This window comes from Acinetobacter sp. NIOH-H-8 (assembly GCF_046635365.1).
Taxonomy (GTDB): Bacteria; Pseudomonadota; Gammaproteobacteria; order Pseudomonadales; family Moraxellaceae; genus Acinetobacter.
This window is the reverse complement of record NZ_JBHDVN010000018.1, coordinates 14,329-35,980: the sequence shown is the minus strand read 5'-3', so window position 1 is coordinate 35,980 and position 21,652 is coordinate 14,329. Positions and strand designations below refer to the sequence as shown.

The window sequence follows — 21,652 nt, the reverse complement described above, 5'->3', positions numbered from 1 at the left end:
CTTGCCAAGCTCTACACACAATTGGAACATCATCATGTCGAATGCCAATCGTTATACTGGTTTAGTTGACCGCTATCGCGACCGTTTACCAGTGTCTGCAACTACTAAAGCCGTTTCTCTGGGTGAAGGTAACACACCACTGATTAAGCTTGCGAATATTCCGCGCATTATTGGCAAAAATGTTGAAATTTATGTGAAGTACGAGGGCTTAAACCCGACTGGTTCATTTAAAGACCGTGGTATGACCATGGCAGTAACAAAAGCGGTTGAAGAAGGCTCTAAAGCGATTATCTGTGCTTCTACAGGTAATACTTCAGCAGCTGCAGCGGCTTATGCTGCACGTGCAGGTATCAAAGCGTTCGTTTTAATCCCAGAAGGCAAAATTGCGATGGGTAAAATGGCGCAAGCGATGATGTATGGTGCGATCACCATGCAAATCCGCGGTAACTTCGATGACGGTATGCGTCTGGTAAAAGAAATCGCTGACAAAGCACCTGTCACTATCGTGAACTCAATCAACCCATACCGTCTGCAAGGTCAAAAAACCATTGCTTACGAAATCGTGGATGAATTGGGCCGTGCACCAGATTACCACTGCCTGCCTGTAGGTAATGCGGGTAACATTACTGCGCACTGGATGGGTTATACCGAAGCGGTTGCAAATCAGCCTGCTGGCGAGTTTGAGCAAGTGGTTTACGACGCTGCTACTGATGCCTTCACTGGTCCTAAACCTGAAGGTCTGCCAACAATGGTAGGTTACCAGGCTTCTGGTGCTGCACCTTTCCTTCGTGGTGCACCTGTTGAAAATCCTGAGACTGTTGCAACTGCAATCCGTATCGGTAATCCACAAAGCTGGAACCATGCGAAAGCGGTTGTTCGTGATTCTAAAGGCTGGTTCGATGAACTGACTGATGCCGAGATTCTGGAAGCGCAACGTCTTCTTTCTATGTATGAAGGCGTATTCGTAGAACCTGCATCTGCAGCTTCAATCGGTGGCGCAATCCGTGACATTAAAGCAGGTAAAATTGCTGAAGGTTCTGTGATCGTGTGTACTGTAACTGGTAACGGTCTGAAAGATCCGGATACTGCGATCAAACAATGTTCTGATGCCGTAATGCTTTCAATTGACGCAACTTTAGAACAGGTTCGTGAATCAATTCTTTCTAATATGTAATTTAGATTGAAATAAAAGGCCCTGCAATTGCAGGGCTTTTTATATGCGCTTAAAAAAGATTAAACACGTTGTTTAGGCAGGCTAGATACCCAAGTCATCAGACGAGTCGCATCATTGGTACGTGCAGCAGTTGAATCCGCACCTAATACCACGACCACCACAGGACGGTTATTCAAGGTGGTGTGCATGACGACACAACGTCCTGCTTCATTAATATAACCGGTTTTAGACAGATTGATATTCCAGCCACCATTACGCACCAGTGAATTGGTGTTGTTGGATTTCAATACACGGTAACCCAGGTTGAAATCATAGCTGGCAGTGGTAGAGAATTGACGGATCAGGCCATACTGTGAAGCGGTATTGACCAGAATCCCCAAATCACGTGCAGAAGACACATTGCCAGGATGCAGGCCAGTAGATTCCATATAGTGGGTTGAATTCATGCCCAGCTCTTTAGCTTTGGCATTCATCTTCGCAATGAAGGCTGCACGACCGCCTGGATAAGTACGCGCCAATGCAGCTGCAGCCGGGTTCTCAGACTTCATCAAAGCAAATAATAAGGCTTCAGCACGATTCATGCTGTCCCCGGCTCTTAAGGTAGAACTTGAGCTCTTACAGCCTGCACAGGAAAAATCAGCCTGTTGCAGGGTAATTTTTTCAGACATATTCAAACGCGCATCTGAAATCACTACTGCAGTCATCAATTTAGTAATCGACGCAATCGGGTAAGCATTATTGGTATTTTTACTGAATAACACTTCACCCGTCTGTGAATCCATCACCAAAGCTGCACGCGCACTTACAGCAGGTTGATTAATAAAATGACTATTATCAATAATCTGTACAGGTTTTGTCGGTACTGGCGCTGGTGCACTGCTCTGACGAATCGTCGTCGTAACAGTTGCTGAACCTGGTGGTGAAGGTTCTGCAGCAGATACGCTCAAATTATCATTCATGAGCTGATTGACTTCATCAGAAGACCAGCTGATGCTGGATCCGCCCTCTGTTGTGCCAGAATTCATAATGATTTCAGCAAAACTTGTCGTGCTCATGCTGATTAACACGGACAGGCCGAGTAGATGCCTTAAAGACTTGTTTATTTTCTTCACTATTCCTTCACTCAACTAACAGAGGTAAGATTGATTTGCGTATTACCTCTAATATGCCTTACATTTAAACACAATGCCGAACATTTTTTGTTCTTGACACTATGTGATAAGTTTCAGATTTAATCTGCGAATAGGATTGCTAATTTTGTAGTTTCATTGCAAGCTTATTTTGCTTTATGTAACAAAAAAATGATTTTTTAATGAGGGAGAGTCTAGGTGATCACAGTTTTAGTTGTCGACGACCATGAATTAGTTCGTACTGGAATTTGCAGAATGCTGGAAGACCATGCGGATGTTCAGGTGATTGGACAGGCTGAATCTGGTGAAGAAGCAATTACCCTCGTCCGTCAGCATCATCCCAATGTGGTTCTGTTAGATGTCAACATGCCAGGTATCGGTGGTGTAGAAACCACACGCCGTTTGCTACAGACTGCTCCTGAAACCAAAGTTCTTGCGGTCAGTGGCCTGGCTGAAGAACCTTATCCTTCACTATTATTGAAAGCAGGTGCCAAAGGTTATATCACCAAAGGTGCACCTGTATCAGAGATGGTCCGTGCCATCAATAAAGTCATGCAGGGCGGTAAATATTTCAGTGCCGACATTGCTGAACAGCTGGCGAGTTCTTACCTGTCCGATACCCAGCAATCTCCTTTTGACGCACTGTCTGAACGTGAAATGCAGGTAGCCATGATGGTAGTGAACTGTATCAGCGCGCAGGAAATTGCCGACAAGCTGTTTGTAAGTGTTAAAACAGTTAATACTTACCGTTACCGGATCTTCGAAAAACTGAATATCGATAGTGATGTTAAACTAACCCATCTTGCAATGCGCTATGGCCTGATTAAACCTTAATTTAACCCTCTGCTTAATGCGGTTCCTATGGCGCAAACATCCGGTTATTCTGAACTGAATCAATATCATCTGGGCCTATGGTATAGCGCCTACCGCCTGATTATCAGCACGGGTCTGTTGCTGATTTTTCTGCTGACTTATCCTGATATGACTACAGATTATCAGTATCCTAAACTCTATCACTATGCCTTAATGATTAGCGTCGCCGTCAATACTGTGCAGCTGTTTACGCTGAGATGGGTAAAGCGCCTGATTCAGCCGCAGTTCATTCTGATTTTTGCCAGCGATGTCTTTTTTCTCAGTTTATTGACCTTGGCCAGTCAGGGTCCAAACGTGCATCTCGGACTGATTTTTGTTATTACCATTTTTTCAGCTTCATTATTACTGGATGCCAAGAAGGCCCTGATCATCACCCTGATTGCGGTGATTAGTATCATCTATCAGCATTTTATCGGCAGTATTTTTGCCTTTTCCTCGCTTACCAATATCGGGAATAGTGCCCTGCTGGCCTTTTTGTTTTTTGTCGTCTATGGCTCAGGACAAATTGCGGTACGGCGCTTTCAGATTCTGGAAAACCTGAATTTTTCTCAATCGCTGGAACTATATCGCTTACAGAATATTAACCGCTATATTCTGGAACAGATTGAAACCGGCTATCTGGTTTTAGATGAGAATTACCATGTGGTGCTCAGTAATCCGGCTGCCTGTCATCTGCTCGGCATTGAGCCAATGTATGCCCATGAAAGATTTTCGTTATACCAATCTCAAAATGACCTGTTTGAACTGATCCGTTTTGAAAATCTGGAAAATGGCGAGCGGCTTCAATTTGAATCCCAGCAGAGTCGTTATAATATTCACGTGCAGGTACAAAAGCTGATTGTGCCGCACCAGACTCTGACGCTCCTCGTGCTGCAAGATGCCCGCAAACTTAATCAGCAGGTGCAACAGTTAAAGCTTGCTGCTCTAGGCCAGCTTTCCGCCAGTATTGCCCATGAAATTCGCAATCCTCTGGCTGCCATTGTACAGGCCAATGATCTTTATCTCGATTCTGAACCTGAACAGCAACAGGTTCTGCATCAGATGATCAGCCGACAGGCTACCCGTATTGATCGGATTATTCAGGACACCCTGAATATGGTGAAAAACAAGGAAACCCATCCGGTCGTAATTCAGCTGAATGAATTTATCCTACTGTTTATTCAGGAGGATTTAGCAGATGTGGCGGACCAGATTCAATTTAATATTGATGTACCACTGGCAATTCAGTTCGATGAAGCCCAGTTACGTCAGATTCTAATTAACCTGATTCGTAATGCCATCCGGCATAATTCACCGGATTCGTCCCATATTCAATTGAATATTCACCCATATGAACATAAGGTATGGATAGATGTCCGGGATTTTGGCTCTGGTGTTGCCACCCATGATCAGGAATTATTATTTAAACCTTTTTTCAGCACGTCTATCCATGGAACGGGACTCGGACTATATTTATCACACAGTTTTTGTGAAGCCAATCAGGCACAACTCAACTACATTTCACAAGAACAGGGCGCATGCTTTCGGATTAGCTGTCAACGTGTGACAGCATAAAAGGAATAAGGGGAAATATTGTGGAACAACAACCACTGGTTTTATTGGTGGATGATGAGGAAGATCTATGTACCCTCATGCAAATGTCATTGATGCGCATGGGAATCCGTACGCATATTGCTCATCGTCTGGAAGATGCAAAAAAATGTCTTAGGGATCATCAATATGATGCCTGTCTGACAGATCTAAATCTTCCTGATGGCAATGGTCTGCAATTACTGGACTGGATTAACCAGCATTCCCCTCACCTTCCGGTAGCTGTTCTAACGGCTTATGGCAATATGGATATTGCTATTGCTGCACTCAAGGCAGGTGCATTTGACTTTGTTAGCAAACCGATCAATCAAAAGCATCTAGAACAACTGCTGCAAAAAGCACTGAATAAACCAGTAGACTATTATCAGAATAATTCCAATGATTCATTAGAACATAAATTGCTGATTGGACAATCTCTGCCTATTCAGCAATTGCGGGTCACCTTGAAAAAAATTGCCCGTTCTCAGGCTCCGGTATTTATTACTGGTGAATCAGGGACCGGGAAAGAAGTGGTGGCCAATCTGGTCCATCGTCTTAGTAACCGCAATGAAGGACCTTTTATCGCGATTAACTGCGGTGCAATCCCGACTGAATTAATGGAAAGTGAACTGTTTGGCCACAAGAAAGGCAGCTTTACTGGCGCGACTCAGGACAAACAAGGACTAATTCAGTCTGCCCATGGAGGTAGTTTGTTCTTAGATGAAATCGCCGAATTACCGCTATCTATGCAGGTTAAACTGTTACGTGCCGTCCAGGAAAAACGCATTCGTCCCGTCGGTTCCGATACTGAAATTGATGTCGATTTCCGTGTCATTATTGCCAGCCACCAGGATCTCGATGCGCTGGTACAACAAGGCAAATTCCGTCAGGATTTGTTCTTCCGTATTCACGTGATGGATCTGGTCTTACCACCACTGCGTGAGCGCGGCCAAGATATTCTGCTCCTCGCTGAGCATTTTGTTCAAAAGATCTGTCAGGAATGGGAGATTCCTGCGAAAAAACTGACGGAACGGAGCAAGGAATTTTTACTGGAGCAATACTATCCGGGCAATGTACGCGAACTGCGTAACATTATTGAACGCGCAATTACTTTGAGTGATGAAGACAAGATTGATCTTCAGCATCTGCAAACTGCTCCACTGCGTCATACGGTATCCGTCCAATCAGAAACGGCAAATCTGGCAGAGCCGACCTCATCTACGGATCAGATCATTATTCCCAAGAAACTCCCTGAAGAAGGTCTGGAACTGTATTTAGAAAAGATTGAAAAAGAAATTCTGTTGAATGCTTTGAATCTGACCCATTGGAATCGTACATTGGCCGCCAAAAAACTCGGTATGTCGTTTCGCTCTTTACGTTATCGTCTGAAAAAATTCGGACTGGATACCGAAGAAGAGGAATAATTATTTCTGCAGGAGCAGCAAGTCTGTGACGTGATCCAGATAGCTCTCCTCACGCGCATCCTGACCTAAGGGATAGGTGAAATGTGGCTGAATCCCCTGTCCTTCGATCATATTGCCGCTCGGGCTAAAGTATTGCGACACCGTCATCTGCAAAGCAGAGCCATTACTTAAAGGGAATAGCTTCTGCACTACCCCTTTGCCATAGCTCTTTTCCCCTACCACCCAGGCACGATTATGCTCTTTCAAAGCTGCCGTAAATACTTCTGCAGCGGAAGCAGAACGGTTATTGATCAGAATACCAACTTTCAGGTTCTGGAACTCAATTCCTGGTAGTGCCTGAAATTGCTGATTGCCTTCAGAACGGCTCTTGGTCGAGACAATAATGCCCTGATTCAGGAACAAATCTGCTGATTCAACAGCCGCAGACAATAAACCACCCGGATTATTACGTAAGTCAAACAGCACTGCTTTCAGGCGATTGGTTGAATAACTTTCAATAATTCGCTTGATTTCATTAGCAGTATCTTGCTGGAAAACTTTGACCTGCAGCACCAGAACCTGATTACTGTGTAAAGTCGATTTAATCTCGGTATCCACTTTGGTATTGCGGACCAGTGTAATCGGTACACTTTGCGCAGAAAGCTGAAGCGTTAAAGTAGAGCCAATGGCACCAGTCAATAAATCTCGCACCTGCTCACGTTTCAGCGCACTCAAGACCTGATCATCAATCTTATAAACTGTGACACCATTGCGAAGGCCTTGTTTGGCAGAGTCAGCATCCGGACTTAGGCCTTGTACCATCCATTGTTTTAGCTGTGGATTAAAATGCAGATCAAAATCAATACTGGCCAGATCACCTTCAGTATATTCACGCAGCTGTTTATAGTCTTCAGGAGATAAATAGCGGGAATAGCGGTCCAGGCCACTCACCAAACCTTGAATGGCTTGCTGGAAAAGCACATCGTCATTTTTGTCTTGAATATAATTATCTTTGACGATGCCATAAATCTGAACAAATTCTTGGATGGATGTAACAGGAATTTCATTATAGACCTGTTCATCCATTTCCAGTTCATCGAGTGCCATCTCGGTCGAAACAGCACTCCAGGCGGAATGACTCAAACACATCAGTAAGCAGGATAAGACTACAGACTTGCCATGTGTTTTTATCATTCTTATACCTGTTTTATAAAAGATTAAGCATGCAGCTCAATAAGATTGCGACCTTGCATTTCAGCTGGTACCGGAATTTGCATCAAGTTCAGCAGGGTTGGTGCGACATCAGCCAATACACCACCTTCTGCGATTGTTGCAGAGCTTGGACCCACATAGATAAATGGAACCAGTTCAGTGGTATGCTGGGTATGCACCTGACCGCTCTGATAATCCTGCATTTGCTCCACATTACCATGGTCTGCAGTAATAATCATATGACCTTTTTTCGCCATCACAGCTTCATAAACACGGCCTAGGCAAGTATCCACAGCTTCAACGGCTTTCACTGCTGCATCAAATACACCTGTATGACCGACCATATCACCGTTGGCATAGTTCACAACTAGTAGGTCAAACTCGCCTGAATTGATCGCTGCCACCAGTTCATCAGTGACTTCATAGGCACTCATTTCCGGTTTCAGGTCATAAGTCGCAACATTTGGAGATGGGATCAGGATACGTTTTTCACCTGGATATTCATCTTCACGGCCACCGCTAAAGAAGAAGGTTACATGCGCATATTTCTCGGTTTCTGCAATACGTAGCTGAGTTTTACCCAGGTTCGACAGATACTCACCTAAAGAATTTACCAGCGCTTCTGGCATATAGGCTATTGGCGCATCAATGGTTGCCTGATAACGGGTCAGCATCACGAATTTTGACAGGTTTGGCACCACTTTACGTTCAAAACCAGCAAAGTCTTTTTCAACAAAGGCACGAGTCAATTCACGGGCACGGTCAGCACGGAAGTTCATGAATACGACGCTGTCGCCATCCTGAATCTTCACAGCGTCGCCAATGCGAGTCGCTTTTACGAATTCATCTGATTCCTCTGCAGCATAAGCCTGTTCCAGACCTTCAACTGCACTAGCTGCAGTACGCACTGCTTCACCTTCAGTCAGCAGACGATATGCTTGCTCTACACGATCCCAACGGTTGTCACGATCCATGGCAAAATAACGACCGATCATGCTGACAATACGGCCCTGACCCGGATATTGAGCAAATAATGCATCCAGTTTTTCTAAAGATGGTTGTGCACTTTTTGGTGGAGTATCACGACCATCCAGGAACGCATGCAGATAAACCTGAGCACCGCGTTTTAAAGCCAGTTCTGCCATCGCCACAATATGATCTTCGTGTGAGTGCACACCGCCTTCAGAAAGAAGGCCCATAATGTGGACTGCACCGTTTGCTGCTTTGGCTTTCTCAACACCATCAACCAACACTTCATGTTCAAAGAAAGCACCAGTACGGATATCTTTGGTAATACGGGTAAAGTCCTGATACAGCACACGGCCAGCACCGAGGTTCATATGACCAACTTCAGAGTTCCCCATTTGACCATCAGGCAGGCCGACATCTTCACCTGAACCTGAGATCAAACCATGCGGATGCTTTTCCTGCATAGCAGTTAAATTTGGTCGTTTAGCCGCTAAAAACGCATTGTCTTCGACCGCTTCGCGATGACCCACACCATCCATAATCACCAAAACGTGAGGGATTTTGCCAGCAGTTGCATCCGTCATAATGAAATACTCTTTTCGTCTACGAATTAATCGCTCTAGTTTACCGAATTTTGCAAAAAGAGGCCATGACCAGACGATGGTTTAAGCCTCTTGTTGCGATTGATTTCTTCTATTTTCCTGTAGCTTAGCGGGCCCGATGGAGCAAGTAGCCGCCAATAGCAAACATCAGCAAAATAGGAATAAATACGAACCATGCCGGTGACGGCGCATAGACCAGACTGGCATAGCCGAGAAAATCCTGCAGGTAGAAGAAGCCTAAACCTGCGAATAATGCAATCACCAAACGGAAACCCATGGATTGCTGACGCAATGGCCCGAAAATAAATGAACAGGCAATCACTACCAGCGCAATCAGGGCAAATGGCGAACCGACTTTCTGCCAGAAGGCCAGCTGATAGGTTTTAGGTACCTGACTATATTCATGCATATAGCTCATAAAGCTCACCAGCTGGCTTGGCGATAAATCTTCCGGATCAATCGTCACCATATGCACATATTTCGGCTGCAAGGCCAAAGTCAGTGGCTGCTCATCATGCTGTACCAGTGTCGCATTGCCATTTTGTAAAATATCAAACTGTTCTGTGCTATCTAGTTTCCAGGCCCCATCTTTGACAAACTCACCCTGTTTGGCATCCAGAGTACCCTGCAGACGGTAATTATCATCAAAGTCCAGCATCTGTACATTTTTCAGCTGGCCTTTGGCGTTGGCATAATCAATATAGATAAAGCGATTACCCTCACGCGTCCAGTAACCTTTCACTTCACCAATTTTTACCGGCTTGTTATAGCTTTTGACTGCTTTGGCCTGTTCATTGGTATATGGAATCACCCATTCACTCAGGGCAAACGATAATACGACCAATAGCAATGCTGAACGGATCACCCAGCCGACAATCCGCCACAGACTGACTCCGACTGAACGCATTATGATCAGTTCACTGTTGGAAGCCAATGTACCTAAACCGAGTACCGCGCCAATCAGTGCCGAAATTGGCAGGATTTCATAAAGATAATTCGGTGCCCCCCAGAGTACATATTTCAAGGCATCCCAGGCACCATAGCCTTCTTTCAGGGAACCCAATTCACCTAAATACGTAAATAAGACCTGCAGACCTGAAAGAACAGCGGTTGCCCCAAGCATCGCCAGCGCGGTGGTTCCGGTCACATGTTTGGCAACTATACGACGTGCTAACATTGTTAAGACCTCACTCGCTGAATCCGTTTTTTAATTTTTGGCGCCAAATTCTGTTTACGTGAGAACAATGCACCGGCTATGGCATATATGATCAGGACCAATGGATAAGCCCAAATGCCCATTTCCGCCTTGCTGACCCGGGTTTTGATCGCCATCAGGGCGACGATCAGGCTGGCAAAGATCATCAGTGCCGGGAATAATTTGAGATAGCGACCTTGACGCGGACTGACTTCAGACAAGGCTACAGATAAAATCAGGGCAATCACAATGGCAAATGGTACAAAGACACGCCAGCCAAGTTCACTGGCTACGACAGGATCTTGACGGTTTTTCCAAAGCTGTCCGGTCGGCAAGGCTTCAACTTCATCACTGGCCAATTCTGCTTCTTTATCACTTTCGATCCGTAAACGATAGCTTTCAAATTCAGCTTGAGTATATTGCGGCGTGCCTGGATAAATTTCATAGCGGCGACCATTGACCAGGTCGACCACATTGGCCGCATCATTCGGCATTTCAATTCGGGTCGCTTCCTGCGCCAGAATCATCACATCCGGCTTGCCTTCTTTTTCCGCACGCTGATAGAAGAAAATATCTTTCAAGTTTTTGCGATCTTCGGATAGATCTCCAGCATAAATCGTATAAGGTCCGGAAGAAATAAATTCTTTAGGCCGAACCAGATCAAAGCCGGTTCGTACTGCCTGCTCACTGGTCAAGGCTTCAAACTGGCGAATCCCCCACGGTGAAGCCCACAGCATGAGAAAGCCTTGTGCAAGGAGATAAACCAAAGTCATTGGAATCAAAAGACGTGCCAGCTGATGCCGGCTAATTCCACTACCATTTAAAACCGCCATCTCATGATCAACATAGAGACGGCCAAAGACCAGCATTAAACCAATAAAGAACCCAAGTGGAAGAATCAGTGTCAGGAATTCAGGCAGACGATAACCAATGATGCTGAACAGGATTCCAGCATCCAGACGCCCCTGTGCGGCCACACCAAAGTACTTGATCAAACGACCACCCATCATGATAAGGGTCAGTAAGGCAATCACCACCAAGGAGGTCGATACCACTTGCTTGACCAGATAACGCCGAATAATCAAATTAGTTCTTCCAAAATGAGCTCCATAAAACGAGTGCTAGTTTACCCGAATAGCAAAAATATAAAACCTAGGTGGCTCTGCCCATTGAAAATCTATTCGGATAAATGTTTCAATGCCTGAATGATTTGCAAATCTAAACAGGCGTGAAAACAAGATATGAACCTTACAATTAATACGTCATTCCCAGAGAATGGATCAAGTCAATCTTTGTTGATTTTAGTCGACTCAGAGCAAATTCAGAGCACTGCATCAACATACCAAATCAACAACCTAGACACATTAATTGAAGCCTCCCAATTCAAGGCCGGTCTAGCAGAAAGTTTAAGCCTGATTGGACAGGTCAGCCAGTCTCAGCATGCAGCTCTGATCGGCCTCGGCAAGACTGCCGAATTACAAGCGGGAAAACTGGCGAAAATTGCCCAGGCCATTATTAAAGCCTCTCAAAAAAAATTCAAACAGATTTCTGTTGATCTGACACAACTTCCACAAGAATTGCACTATCTGTTTGCATTGGCTTTAACTCAGGCCAGCTACGGCTATGACGAATACAAGTCGAAAAAGAATGAATTTATTCTGCAGCAGATTGATTTCATCGCTGCCGAAACTCCATTAACAGCTGAACAGTTACAATTGATTCAGGCCGTTCAGAGTGGCCAGAATCTGGCGCGTGATCTGGGTAACCGTCCTGGCAATATTTGTTTCCCAGAATATCTGGCAGAACAGGCCCAAGCGCTGGCGGCTCAATATCCGGACCTGCTTAAAGTAACTGTACTCAATGAACAGCAAATGGCTGACCTTGGCATGGGTGCCTTCCTTGCAGTCAGCAAAGGTTCAGATCGTCCAGGCCGTATTATTACGATTGAATATCTGGCGCATCGTGAAGAAGCACCAGTGGTATTACTGGGTAAAGGCATTACTTTTGATACCGGCGGTATTTCATTAAAACCAGGCGCTGGCATGGACGAAATGAAATACGATATGTGCGGTGCGGCTTCAGTTCTAGGCACGCTTCGTGCACTATGCGAATCTCGTTTACCAATTCATGTGGTGGGTGCGATTGCTGCAGCGGAAAATATGCCTTCTGGTAAAGCCACCCGTCCAGGTGACATCGTAACGACTATGAGCGGTCAAACTGTTGAAATTTTAAATACTGATGCTGAAGGCCGTCTGGTACTCTGCGATGCATTAACTTATGTAAAACGCTTTAATCCTGCTCTGGTGATTGATATTGCAACTCTAACTGGTGCTTGTGTAGTGGCGTTAGGTTCAGTATTGACCGGGATGTTTACACCAGACAATGAGCTGGCTGCAGAACTTGAAACCGCCGGTCAAAATGCATTTGACCGTGTATGGCGCATGCCAGTACTGGACGACTATCAGGAACAACTGGATTCACCATTTGCTGATATTGCCAATATTGGTGGCCCTAAAGCCGGTTCTGTAACAGCTGCATGCTTCCTGCAACGTTTTACGCGTGAATATCGCTGGGCTCACTTGGATATTGCAGGTACTGCATGGAATTCAGGTCCAAATAAAGGCGCAACTGGCCGTCCAGTACCTCTATTAATGCAATTCCTGGCTAATCGCGTTCAAAAGCATGGCTAAGGTCAGCTTTTATTTATTTGAAAAAAGCCCTGAACGACAAGTGGACAGCACTTGTCGTTTATGCCGTAAAATTTTGCGTCAGCCAGAGCGTATCTGGCTGCTGTGTGCCGATCCTGCCTTACAGCAGGAACTGGATGAAAAGCTATGGAACTTTGATCCTGCCAGCTTTATTCCGCATGGAATCGATCAGCCAGATGCGACCGTTTGTATATCGGCTCAATTACCAGAGCAGCCTGGCTGGATTATTTTTAATTTTAATCCGGAAGCACTTGAACCTGATGCGAAATTTAGTCACATTATTGAGATTATTGAAAACAATGAACCAGCCAAACAGCTGGGACGTGAAAAATATAAACAATATCGTGGCTTTGGCATTCAGCCAAATACCTTTAAGCTCTAAGTAATCACGTGAACAAGGAGATGCAAGTGGCATTAAATGTAGGTCCAGATTTTAAACAGCGCTGGTTAAACACGCCTGAGGCTGTACGTCAGACCTTTATCGATGACCTCTCGCGCATCTGTGAAGTACTTAAGCCTGAAACCGCTGTAGAAGAATGGCTCGTTCGCGACCAACAGTTACAGAAAGAGTCTGAGCGTAAAATTGAAGCAGCGTATGCACAGCGCAAGGCCGAACTGATTGAAGAAGCACGCATTCGTAGACAACTGGCACTTGAAAAAGCCTTAGCCGAAAAACGTGCTGAAGAACAGGCCTATGCCGAACAGCTACGCCGTGATGAAGAACGAAAATTTGCCGAGCAGACCCGGAAGCTGGCTGAAATGCGTCATATGCTGGATACTGAAGTTCAGGATTATGCCGCGCGTTATCAGAAAAATCCGGATCAGGTGCTCGACTTTGCCAAAGGTCGCTTAAATATCGACGATGCCCAGATTTTGTCTGAGCTGGAAAGCTTACAGTTACGTCTGAAACTCGAAGCAGAAACTGTGATTGAACAAACCGTCAATGCACTGCGTGAGAAATTACGCGCTGCAGCCAAGGAAGAAATTGACTATATTCTGAAAAATTCTGATCTGGCTGAGTAAAGTTGATCGTCAGTTGGCTGAAAGAGTCTTTTTATTTTTCAGCCTTAGCGCTTGCTTGCCTTATTTAAACTTATTCTATCTAGTTAAAATCTACTTTAAAATTAAAACAAGTCAGCCAGTAAAAATGCGGTATTACCAAGCAGATAGCCCGCCCCTAGCAAAGTGCTGATCCAGAGAATTCCCCCAGTCACATTATAAAAGCTGAAAGTCGCAAAGCTCATATGGCCAGAACCTGCCGCAAAAGGGCCGAAGGAACGCACAAAGGGAATAAAACGCGCAATTAAGATCGTCTTGCCACCATGTTTCATAAAATAATGATTGGTTTTGACCATATATTCGGGTTTGAAAAACCGTGAATGCTCATTGAAATACTTTAATCCGAGCACCCTGCCCGAATAATAATTCACGGTATAACCCAGAATCGAAGCAATCAGCAGCAATAAACCCATGGAGTGCAAGGTAATCAGGTCAGAGCTAGAACACAACGCACCGACAGCAATCAACAAACTGTCACCTGGCAAAAAGAAGAAAAACGGCGAACCTGTTTCCGCAAAAATCACCAGGAACAAAATTGCATAGATCCATACCCCATACTGCTCCAGCAATAAGGGTAAAGACTGTTCAAGATGAAGTAAAAAATCGAGCATTCGACCTGTCCACTGGGGCTAAAATCGCGAGTTGAGCTACGTATTATCCCGAAAAATAAAAAAACAGTCTAATTTTTCAATTAGATTGTCTGGTAATTGCGCAGCTAATTTATTTCAAAAAGCCATTTTCGGCTAAGAATTCCATGCTGATTTTAGACTGTTCTGTAGTTTCTGCGGCCTTGTCACCAAGCAATAAACGCTCGATATAACGTGCCAGTACATCTACTTCCAGATTGACTTTAGTGCCTAACTTCCAGGTACCAATATTGGTCCGTTCTGCCGTATGCGGAATTAGATTCAGACTAAGGATATTTCCACGTAAGTGATTGATGGTCAGGCTGATGCCATCTACTGTTATAGAGCCCTTCTCTGCCAGATATTTGGCAATTTCTTTTGGTGCAGTCACTTCAAAGTAGATGGAACGAGCATCGGAACGTACCACTGTAATTTCACCCACAGCATCGACATGACCAGAAACAATATGTCCACCAAAGCGTGTAGTTGGCAACATCGCCTTTTCGACATTTACAGGTTGGCCGACTTTCCAGTTAGCCAGTGTAGTCCGATCCAGGCTTTCACGTGATACGTCTGCAGCATACCAGTTCTCACCCCAGTCAATTACGGTCAGACAGATGCCATTGGTGGCAATCGAATCACCTAGATGTACATCGGACATATCCAGATCCGTCTGGATGCGTAAACGCACATCACCACCAACGCTTTGCAGGCTCTCGACCTTGCCCAGACTTTCAATAATACCTGTAAACATCTTTATTTCCTTTTTCTCTGCGCTTACCACAAGGCCAATTGGGTACTCACCCCGGTCGTATCCACACCGCCCAGCTCGGCATAATGATGCAACTGGCTCAGTAACTGACGAATTGGTGGACCTGACTTGGCATGCGTGTCGGTAATTACAATAAATTCTAGTACGCGTGCACGTTCAGACTGGCGCTGTTTGCTGACACGATAACGTGGCACATCCTGAGTGAGCAAGGTTACACGGCCGCGTTTCAGGTTGGCCTGCAACAAATCTGTGGCACTGATATTACCATCGGTCGAATAACTGGTCAGGATAAAACGCGCATTAATAGTCGCTAACAAAGTTTCATAGGCTTCTTTGGCATGCTTGGATGAGTTGTACTGACTTGGACGTTCTTTACGCCATGCACGGTCAATCCCGCTCTTGAAGCCTTTAGTGTCTGGAGTCGGTAAATCCACCTGATCCCACAGCGTTAAAGCATTGAGTACATGATAGTTACTACTATAGGCATGCTGGTTATACGGTGGATCCAGATAAGCCACATCGACTTCAAAACCACTCATCTGATTGGCTAAGTGTTGGGCATCCACACACCACATTTCTGCGGCAGGTCCTTGATGCTTAGCATCTTCACAGAAACGGCTTGGCGTTAACCAAAGTAGTGATTCAATGCGTTCTAGTGCAGTCTGGGTTTTACCGCCCCAACCATGATGGAAACTTTTAAATACACCTGAGGTATTGCTGACAAAACTGGCTGAATAGAGCAGCGGTGCCAGCAAAGCACTCATTTCCACGTCATCAATCGCACCTTGAGCCTGCCAGGTGGCAATCTGCTGACGGATGGCATCGATACGCATGCCGTTACGGCGTTTGAAGAACAAACGGTCTCGGGTCGGATCATAAATCTCATCATTACGCGGACACAGGTTATGTGTCACCCAGCCTTTAACTTCAGGCAAACGGTTCAGATAATCAATCGCTTTCTGATAGCCACCGAGCTCTTTAAAGGCAGGTGCTTCAGTACAAGCTAAAACTGCATGATTGAGTGCATGACTATAGGGTTCCCAGTCATTGGCAATCACCCGATAGCCATTCTGACGGGCCAGACGTGAAACCACCCCGGAACCTGCAAAAAAATCGGCAAAAATCGGCGCACGGCCATCTTCACGTTTTAGGGTTCCCGTGCTCTCAAGTGCTTCCAGAATTAAGTGTAGTAAACGGCGTTTGTTCCCCAGATAAGGAACCAGCTGATGGAAAAGATATTCATCTGTGGTACGTGCCGCATGGCGACGTTTGTGGTAAACCGTAGACTCTGAATTCATAGTGTCTCTTGAGAGGGAATTAACCTGAAGCGCACGTCATCACCCAAACGGGTCACGTCCTGCAACTTGAATCGAAGTTGTTCTGCCATTCGGCTGAATTCTGCATTGAACATACTACGCGCAGTTTGCCCCAATAAAGTCGGTGCAACATAACTGATGAGTTCATCCACCAGCCCTGCCTGTAAAAATGCAGTAGATAAAGTCGCACCTGCTTCAACCAGCACATCATATATCTGATGCTGCTGAACCAGTTGCTGTAATAATTCTTTTACATGCTGAATTTCGAGTTGGATCACACCCAGATCAGCCAGCTCCTGACGATAAGGCCCCATCACCATCACCGTTTCTGGATTTTCCAAAATTTTGGCATTCAGTGGTAAACGACCTTGGCGATCCAGAATAATCCGTTTGGGCTGAACCATGCTGCTGATGTCGTCGATACCTTTCAGACTGCGGACATTCAACTGACAATCATCTGCTAGTACAGTGTCGATGCCGGTAATCACTGCACCAGAAATGGCGCGCCAGTGCTGGACATCCTGCCGAGCTTCAGACCCGGTAATCCATTTCGATTCACCGGATGCCATAGCCGTACGGCCATCCAGACTCGATGCAATTTTCAAACGCACATAAGGCATCCCAGTCGCCATGGCTTTCAGAAAGCCATCATTCAGCGGATGCGCTTCATCCTCACAAACACTGACTTCAACCTTTATGCCAGCATCTTTCAGGATCTGCACGCCTTTTCCAGCGACCAGTGGATTTGGATCAGGACAGGCAACAATCACTTTAGCTATGCCTGCTTCAACCAATCCTTTAGCACATGGTGGTGTACGGCCATAATGGGCACAAGGTTCCAAAGTCACATATGCTGTTGCGCCACGTGCCTGCTCTCCGGCCTGACGCATCGCAAAGACTTCCGCATGAGGCTGACCCGCTTTGGGATGAAAACCTTCACCAACAATCACGCCATCTTTGACAATGACACAACCAACGTTTGGATTGGGTTTGGTCGAGTACTGTCCCTGACGTGCCAGTTCAATGGCACGACGCATCCAGATTTGATCTTGAGTGAGTTCAGTCATGCTTATTCTTGAAACTCACCGCGTTGCTGCATCTGTTCAATCTGACGACGAAAGGCTTCGACATCCTGGAAATCCTGATACACCGAAGCAAAACGGACATAAGCGACATGATCAAGTGCAAATAGCGATTGCATGACAATTTCACCAATCGTGCGTGATTTCACATCACGTTCACCCAAACGGCGAATCTGTAATTGAATATCACTGAGCACCGTTTCAATCTGTTCTTGCGTCACAGGACGTTTCTGCAAGGCATGCATCAGTGAACGGCGTAATTTGGCTTCATCAAAGGGTTCATTCTTGCCATCAGATTTGATGACACGCGGCATCACCACTTCATAACTTTCAAAGGTGGTAAAGCGTTCATTACAACTGACGCATTCACGACGGCGGCGAATCTGGCAACCTTCAGCGGCCAGGCGTGAATCAATCACTTTACTGTCTGGTGTATTGCAAAATGGGCAATGCATAGCGGTTTAATTGAACAAATCCTGATGATTTCCGAGTGTAGCAAAAATTCCAAACTTTGTAGAGTTTTACGCAACATATAGAAAAAAAACAGCCCAGATGGGCTGTTTTACACAATATATTGATTATTGTTTTAGCAGATTATTCTACACGTTCGCCATGTTGACTCAAGTCCAGACCCATGCGTTCATCATCAGAAGAAACACGGATACCGATGATCAGATCAATCATTTTAAGAATCACGAAAGTTAATACTGCAGAGTAAGCGATGGTTGCAAGTACACCTTCAACTTGAACCCAAAGTTGGCTCATTACATTTGCTGGAGCAGCATCACCCATGATGAATTCGCTTGCGAAGAATGCTGTCAGAATCGCACCAACGATACCACCCACACCGTGCAAACCAAAGGCATCTAGAGAATCGTCGGCTTTTAGTGCGCGTTTCAGAGCAGTAATACCCCAGAAACATACCACACCACCGATCAAACCCATTGCCAGTGCACCACCGACAGTAACGAAACCAGCCGCTGGAGTAATCACCACCAGACCTGCTACCGCACCAGAAGCCCCACCTAATACAGAGGCTTTACCACGTACTACTTTTTCAGTAATTAACCAAGAGATCGCTGCTGCCGCTGCTGCAACTTGAGTTACGATCAGCGCATAACCTGCAGAACCATTCGCACCCAATGCTGAACCACCATTGAAGCCAAACCAACCTACCCAAAGTAAGCTTGCACCGACTACAGTTAAAGTCAGATTATGTGGCGCCATTGATTCACGGCCAAGGCCCATACGTTTACCAAGCATGTAGGCTGCAACCAGACCCGCTACACCTGAGTTGATGTGAACGACTGTACCACCAGCAAAGTCAAGCGCACCGTCGTTGCCTAACCAGCCGCCACCCCATACCCAGTGAGTAATTGGTGCATAAACCAGAATCACCCAGAGTGCAATGAATGCCACAAAAGCACCAAACTTCATACGCTCTGCAATCGAACCGCTGATGATGGCAACCGTAATGATGGCAAACGTCATTTGGAAGATCACGAACAGGATTTCAGGAATCGTGCCTGAAAGCGCATCGGTAGTTATTCCGGCTAGCATGAGCTTGTCCAGACTGCCGATAAAGGCATTTCCTTCACCAAAGGCCAAGGTATAGCCAATCACGACCCAGGCAATACTGACTACGGCTGCAGCGACAAAACTGTGTGCCATTGTTGCCAGCACATTTTTCTTACGGACCATACCGCCATAGAACAGGGCTAAACCTGGAATGGTCATCAGTAATACAAGGGCTGTTGAAGTGAGAATCCAGGCTGTATCGCCAGTATCGAGAGTAGCTTCTTCTGCAGGCGCTGCTGGTTCAGCTGGCGCCACTTCAGCAATCTCTGCTGTAGTTGTGTCTGTTGTTGTAAGTGAAGTATCACCAGTCTCTGCAACGAGTGCGACTTCTTCAGTAGGTGTTGGTGCTGTTACGGCCTCTTCAGCCCACGCAACAGAACCACCTAAAAGAGCGCTGGACAAGCCGAACGCTATTAGCATTTTTTTCATTCGTATCCCCCAACCATGTTTTTTGTGAGTTATTAGGTACTCAGCAAACTTCGTGCCAAATTAAACAGCGTCTGCACCTGTTTCACCGGTACGAATACGGATGACTTGTTCTAAGTTAGTTACGAAAATTTTTCCGTCACCGATTTTGCCAGTGCTTGCAACACGAGTAATTGATTCAATTACCGAATCAACCATTTCGTCGCTGATTGCGATTTCAATTTTGACTTTCGGTAGGAAATCTACAACGTATTCAGCACCACGATAAAGTTCAGTATGGCCTTTTTGACGACCAAAGCCTTTGACTTCAGTCACAGTGATGCCTTGAACACCAATTTCAGATAATGCTTCACGCACATCATCCAATTTGAAAGGTTTTACAATTGCAGTTACGAGCTTCATGTTTGTTTTCCTTCGGCTTATTTCACCAGTAAGGTTTTATGTTCAAATTTCATGCCAAGATTCCTAAGGTCGGGGGAAATTAGAAAGCCCGGCACGATGTTTCTTGCTCTTTTATTTTATACTTATAACGTATTGGAATCTGCACAAATTGGATATTTTTTATGTGGATTTTTACAATATTACTAATCGAAGCAGCCTATATTTTATCTGAAATACTGTAAGTCACTCTTGCAGCAATGCTACACTGTCCGCGCATTTATATGGCGATGGATCAGATTATGATTGAAACCCTGTTACAAGCAATTTTGCAGCAAGTTGAACACCCTAAAAAGGACCTGGAGCACAACCTGCGTGCCCTGCTCAATGAAGCCGTCAGTAAAATGGATTTAGTGTCTAAAGAAGAGCTCGAACGTCAACGCACTGCCCTAAATAATGCCAATCAGCGTTTAAATGTTTTACTAAAACAAGTCGAAGAGCTAGAAGAAAAAGTCTCGATTAAAAAATAAGCACAACTACAGTGCACAAAAGACACGAGAACAATAAAAATAATGCACTATATTGGAACAACAATATGTCTTTTGCCAAAATTTATACGCGAGGCCTGTTAGGCCTGCATGCACCTTTAATTGAAGTCGAAGTTCATGTCAGTTCTGGCATGCCTTCCCTCACCATTGTGGGGCTTCCTGAAGCCGCAGTCAGAGAAAGTAAGGATCGGGTTCGCTCAGCCATTCTAAATAGTGGCTTTCAGTTTCCGACCAAACGCCTGACCATTAATCTGGCACCTGCCGATCTACCTAAAGACGGCTCACGTTTGGACTTGCCGATTGCGCTAGGAATTTTAGTAGCCTCAGGACAGCTTCCAGAAAATTGCACAGATGACCTTGAATTTATTGGTGAACTGGCCTTAGATGGTCAATTGCGGCCTGTAACAGGAATCCTGAGTATTGCAATCGCCTGCCAGCAGGCACAGCATCAACTGATCTTGCCTAGTCCGAATGCTCAGGAAGCCTCTCAGCTCCCGGATTTTCAGGTATTTGCCGCCAATCATTTACAGGAAGTCTGTGCACATCTGGCTCAAGCGGAAACCTTGACCCCGTTTAAGACCAGTCCAGTAGATCAGCACTCTTTTTATAAATTTGATCTGGCGGATGTGAAAGGACAATTGCGACCACGACGTGCCTTGGAAATTGCAGCCGCTGGCGGTCATTCCCTGCTGTTCCGCGGTCCACCTGGTACAGGTAAAACCTTGTTAGCATCGCGCCTCGCCAGTATTTTACCGCCCTTAAATACTCAGGAAAATCTGGAAGTTGCCAGTATCTACTCGATTGCGAATACCAATCATCCCTTTGGCCAACGGCCATTTCGGGCACCGCATCATACTGCGTCTGCCATTGCACTGGTCGGCGGTGGCTCACATCCTAAACCTGGAGAGATCACACTGGCGCATTTGGGGGTGTTATTTCTAGACGAATGCTCGCTTTTCCTAATAAACCCTTGATTGTCAAAATCGTAAATATTTGTTTGTTAAACCTATTCCTAAAGAAAAAATCACTTTA

Annotated in this window: 20 protein-coding genes and 1 pseudogene; 9 read left to right on the top strand and 12 right to left on the bottom strand. The window is 45.4% G+C overall.

Going from position 1 to position 21,652, the window contains the following annotated elements:
- The first annotated feature begins 34 nt into the window (after nucleotides 1-34).
- Nucleotides 35-1,174: a threonine synthase gene (thrC, locus tag ACEWB7_RS09095; RefSeq protein WP_104426956.1), complete on the top strand. Its 1,140-nt coding sequence runs from the start codon at nucleotides 35-37 to the stop codon at nucleotides 1,172-1,174.
- 59 nt (nucleotides 1,175-1,233) lie between these two features.
- Here the strand turns inward: thrC and ACEWB7_RS09090 are convergent, their stop codons facing one another.
- Nucleotides 1,234-2,286: a serine hydrolase gene (locus ACEWB7_RS09090; protein ID WP_312309577.1), complete on the bottom strand. Its 1,053-nt coding sequence runs from the start codon at nucleotides 2,284-2,286 to the stop codon at nucleotides 1,234-1,236.
- A 216-nt stretch (nucleotides 2,287-2,502) separates the two neighbouring features.
- On the opposite strand from ACEWB7_RS09090, the gene ACEWB7_RS09085 reads away from it, so the two are divergent.
- From ACEWB7_RS09085 to ACEWB7_RS09075, 3 genes are read left to right on the top strand one after another with little or no spacing between them, the layout of a single operon-like run.
- Nucleotides 2,503-3,138, top strand: a complete 636-nt coding sequence (locus ACEWB7_RS09085; protein ID WP_005233474.1) for a response regulator — start codon at nucleotides 2,503-2,505, stop codon at nucleotides 3,136-3,138.
- 27 nt (nucleotides 3,139-3,165) lie between these two features.
- A complete protein-coding gene (locus ACEWB7_RS09080; RefSeq protein WP_312309576.1) occupies nucleotides 3,166-4,731 on the top strand; it encodes a sensor histidine kinase in 1,566 nt (521 codons plus the stop codon).
- 17 nt (nucleotides 4,732-4,748) lie between these two features.
- Nucleotides 4,749-6,170 (top strand): sigma-54 dependent transcriptional regulator, encoded by a 1,422-nt coding sequence (locus tag ACEWB7_RS09075; RefSeq protein ID WP_312309587.1) that lies wholly within the window; start codon nucleotides 4,749-4,751, stop codon nucleotides 6,168-6,170.
- Here ACEWB7_RS09075 and ACEWB7_RS09070 read toward each other — a convergent pair whose 3' ends face one another.
- The 4 genes from ACEWB7_RS09070 to lptF all read right to left on the bottom strand — a co-directional run bounded on the left by ACEWB7_RS09070 (nucleotide 6,171) and on the right by lptF (nucleotide 11,212).
- Nucleotides 6,171-7,343, bottom strand: coding sequence for a S41 family peptidase (locus tag ACEWB7_RS09070; RefSeq protein WP_034703419.1), 1,173 nt, complete (start codon nucleotides 7,341-7,343; stop codon nucleotides 6,171-6,173).
- A gap of 23 nt (nucleotides 7,344-7,366) precedes the next feature.
- Nucleotides 7,367-8,914, bottom strand: a complete 1,548-nt coding sequence (gene gpmI / locus ACEWB7_RS09065) for a 2,3-bisphosphoglycerate-independent phosphoglycerate mutase (RefSeq protein WP_034703421.1) — start codon at nucleotides 8,912-8,914, stop codon at nucleotides 7,367-7,369.
- A gap of 124 nt (nucleotides 8,915-9,038) precedes the next feature.
- Nucleotides 9,039-10,109, bottom strand: a complete 1,071-nt coding sequence (gene lptG / locus ACEWB7_RS09060) for an LPS export ABC transporter permease LptG (RefSeq protein ID WP_034703423.1) — start codon at nucleotides 10,107-10,109, stop codon at nucleotides 9,039-9,041.
- A gap of 2 nt (nucleotides 10,110-10,111) precedes the next feature.
- Nucleotides 10,112-11,212 (bottom strand): LPS export ABC transporter permease LptF, encoded by a 1,101-nt coding sequence (gene lptF, locus ACEWB7_RS09055; protein WP_034703425.1) that lies wholly within the window; start codon nucleotides 11,210-11,212, stop codon nucleotides 10,112-10,114.
- A gap of 156 nt (nucleotides 11,213-11,368) precedes the next feature.
- On the opposite strand from lptF, the gene ACEWB7_RS09050 reads away from it, so the two are divergent.
- Genes ACEWB7_RS09050 through ACEWB7_RS09040 form a run of 3 tightly spaced genes read left to right on the top strand, consistent with a single transcriptional unit; the run spans nucleotide 11,369 to nucleotide 13,858 of the window.
- Entirely contained in the window at nucleotides 11,369-12,817 is a 1,449-nt protein-coding gene (locus ACEWB7_RS09050) for a leucyl aminopeptidase (protein WP_312309574.1), read from the top strand.
- Nucleotides 12,810-13,217, top strand: a complete 408-nt coding sequence (locus tag ACEWB7_RS09045; RefSeq protein WP_034703428.1) for a DNA polymerase III subunit chi — start codon at nucleotides 12,810-12,812, stop codon at nucleotides 13,215-13,217. The genes ACEWB7_RS09050 and ACEWB7_RS09045 overlap by 8 nt, the downstream gene beginning before the upstream one ends.
- 26 nt (nucleotides 13,218-13,243) lie before the next feature.
- Entirely contained in the window at nucleotides 13,244-13,858 is a 615-nt protein-coding gene (locus tag ACEWB7_RS09040) for a hypothetical protein (RefSeq protein WP_034703444.1), read from the top strand.
- A gap of 101 nt (nucleotides 13,859-13,959) precedes the next feature.
- Here the strand turns inward: ACEWB7_RS09040 and ACEWB7_RS09035 are convergent, their stop codons facing one another.
- The 7 genes from ACEWB7_RS09035 to glnK all read right to left on the bottom strand — a co-directional run bounded on the left by ACEWB7_RS09035 (nucleotide 13,960) and on the right by glnK (nucleotide 20,096).
- On the bottom strand, nucleotides 13,960-14,505 hold the full coding sequence (locus ACEWB7_RS09035; RefSeq protein WP_004787301.1) for a VTT domain-containing protein: 546 nt from the start codon (nucleotides 14,503-14,505) through the stop codon (nucleotides 13,960-13,962).
- A 109-nt stretch (nucleotides 14,506-14,614) separates the two neighbouring features.
- Entirely contained in the window at nucleotides 14,615-15,274 is a 660-nt protein-coding gene (locus ACEWB7_RS09030; protein ID WP_034703431.1) for a riboflavin synthase, read from the bottom strand.
- Between the two features lie 23 nt (nucleotides 15,275-15,297).
- Nucleotides 15,298-16,590, bottom strand: coding sequence for a DNA adenine methylase (locus tag ACEWB7_RS09025; protein WP_034703433.1), 1,293 nt, complete (start codon nucleotides 16,588-16,590; stop codon nucleotides 15,298-15,300).
- Complete coding sequence (ribD, locus tag ACEWB7_RS09020; RefSeq protein ID WP_312309570.1) at nucleotides 16,587-17,675, bottom strand: bifunctional diaminohydroxyphosphoribosylaminopyrimidine deaminase/5-amino-6-(5-phosphoribosylamino)uracil reductase RibD; 1,089 nt, start codon at nucleotides 17,673-17,675, stop codon at nucleotides 16,587-16,589. Before ribD ends, ACEWB7_RS09025 begins: the two co-directional genes overlap by 4 nt.
- Before the next feature lie 2 nt (nucleotides 17,676-17,677).
- Nucleotides 17,678-18,145: a transcriptional regulator NrdR gene (nrdR, locus tag ACEWB7_RS09015; RefSeq protein WP_004787309.1), complete on the bottom strand. Its 468-nt coding sequence runs from the start codon at nucleotides 18,143-18,145 to the stop codon at nucleotides 17,678-17,680.
- 139 nt (nucleotides 18,146-18,284) lie between these two features.
- Nucleotides 18,285-19,697, bottom strand: a complete 1,413-nt coding sequence (locus ACEWB7_RS09010; RefSeq protein ID WP_034703438.1) for an ammonium transporter — start codon at nucleotides 19,695-19,697, stop codon at nucleotides 18,285-18,287.
- Between the two features lie 60 nt (nucleotides 19,698-19,757).
- Nucleotides 19,758-20,096 carry a P-II family nitrogen regulator gene (glnK, locus tag ACEWB7_RS09005; protein ID WP_004650081.1) on the bottom strand — a complete coding sequence of 113 codons (339 nt, stop codon included), beginning with the start codon at nucleotides 20,094-20,096 and terminating at the stop codon, nucleotides 19,758-19,760.
- Nucleotides 20,097-20,374: 278 nt separating this feature from the next.
- On the opposite strand from glnK, the gene ACEWB7_RS09000 reads away from it, so the two are divergent.
- Both ACEWB7_RS09000 and ACEWB7_RS08995 read left to right on the top strand, forming a co-directional pair.
- Nucleotides 20,375-20,602, top strand: coding sequence for an accessory factor UbiK family protein (locus ACEWB7_RS09000; protein ID WP_034703445.1), 228 nt, complete (start codon nucleotides 20,375-20,377; stop codon nucleotides 20,600-20,602).
- Between the two features lie 65 nt (nucleotides 20,603-20,667).
- Nucleotides 20,668-21,579, top strand: a pseudogene (locus tag ACEWB7_RS08995) (YifB family Mg chelatase-like AAA ATPase); the annotation flags it as partial.
- Nucleotides 21,580-21,652: the final 73 nt, after the last annotated feature.

What these genes read in the sequence shown, in the direction of transcription:
- thrC (WP_104426956.1), top strand. Translation starts at nt 35, where the DNA reads ATGTCGAATGCCAATCGTTATACTGGTTTAGTTGACCGCTATCGCGAC.
- ACEWB7_RS09080 (WP_312309576.1), top strand. Translation starts at nt 3,166, where the DNA reads ATGGCGCAAACATCCGGTTATTCTGAACTGAATCAATATCATCTGGGC.
- ACEWB7_RS09070 (WP_034703419.1), bottom strand. Translation starts at nt 7,343, where the DNA reads ATGATAAAAACACATGGCAAGTCTGTAGTCTTATCCTGCTTACTGATG.
- gpmI (WP_034703421.1), bottom strand. Translation starts at nt 8,914, where the DNA reads ATGACGGATGCAACTGCTGGCAAAATCCCTCACGTTTTGGTGATTATG.
- lptG (WP_034703423.1), bottom strand. Translation starts at nt 10,109, where the DNA reads ATGTTAGCACGTCGTATAGTTGCCAAACATGTGACCGGAACCACCGCG.
- ACEWB7_RS09050 (WP_312309574.1), top strand. Translation starts at nt 11,369, where the DNA reads ATGAACCTTACAATTAATACGTCATTCCCAGAGAATGGATCAAGTCAA.
- ACEWB7_RS09045 (WP_034703428.1), top strand. Translation starts at nt 12,810, where the DNA reads ATGGCTAAGGTCAGCTTTTATTTATTTGAAAAAAGCCCTGAACGACAA.
- ACEWB7_RS09035 (WP_004787301.1), bottom strand. Translation starts at nt 14,505, where the DNA reads ATGCTCGATTTTTTACTTCATCTTGAACAGTCTTTACCCTTATTGCTG.
- ACEWB7_RS09030 (WP_034703431.1), bottom strand. Translation starts at nt 15,274, where the DNA reads ATGTTTACAGGTATTATTGAAAGTCTGGGCAAGGTCGAGAGCCTGCAA.
- ACEWB7_RS09025 (WP_034703433.1), bottom strand. Translation starts at nt 16,590, where the DNA reads ATGAATTCAGAGTCTACGGTTTACCACAAACGTCGCCATGCGGCACGT.
- ribD (WP_312309570.1), bottom strand. Translation starts at nt 17,675, where the DNA reads ATGACTGAACTCACTCAAGATCAAATCTGGATGCGTCGTGCCATTGAA.
- nrdR (WP_004787309.1), bottom strand. Translation starts at nt 18,145, where the DNA reads ATGCATTGCCCATTTTGCAATACACCAGACAGTAAAGTGATTGATTCA.
- ACEWB7_RS09010 (WP_034703438.1), bottom strand. Translation starts at nt 19,697, where the DNA reads ATGAAAAAAATGCTAATAGCGTTCGGCTTGTCCAGCGCTCTTTTAGGT.
- glnK (WP_004650081.1), bottom strand. Translation starts at nt 20,096, where the DNA reads ATGAAGCTCGTAACTGCAATTGTAAAACCTTTCAAATTGGATGATGTG.
- ACEWB7_RS09000 (WP_034703445.1), top strand. Translation starts at nt 20,375, where the DNA reads ATGATTGAAACCCTGTTACAAGCAATTTTGCAGCAAGTTGAACACCCT.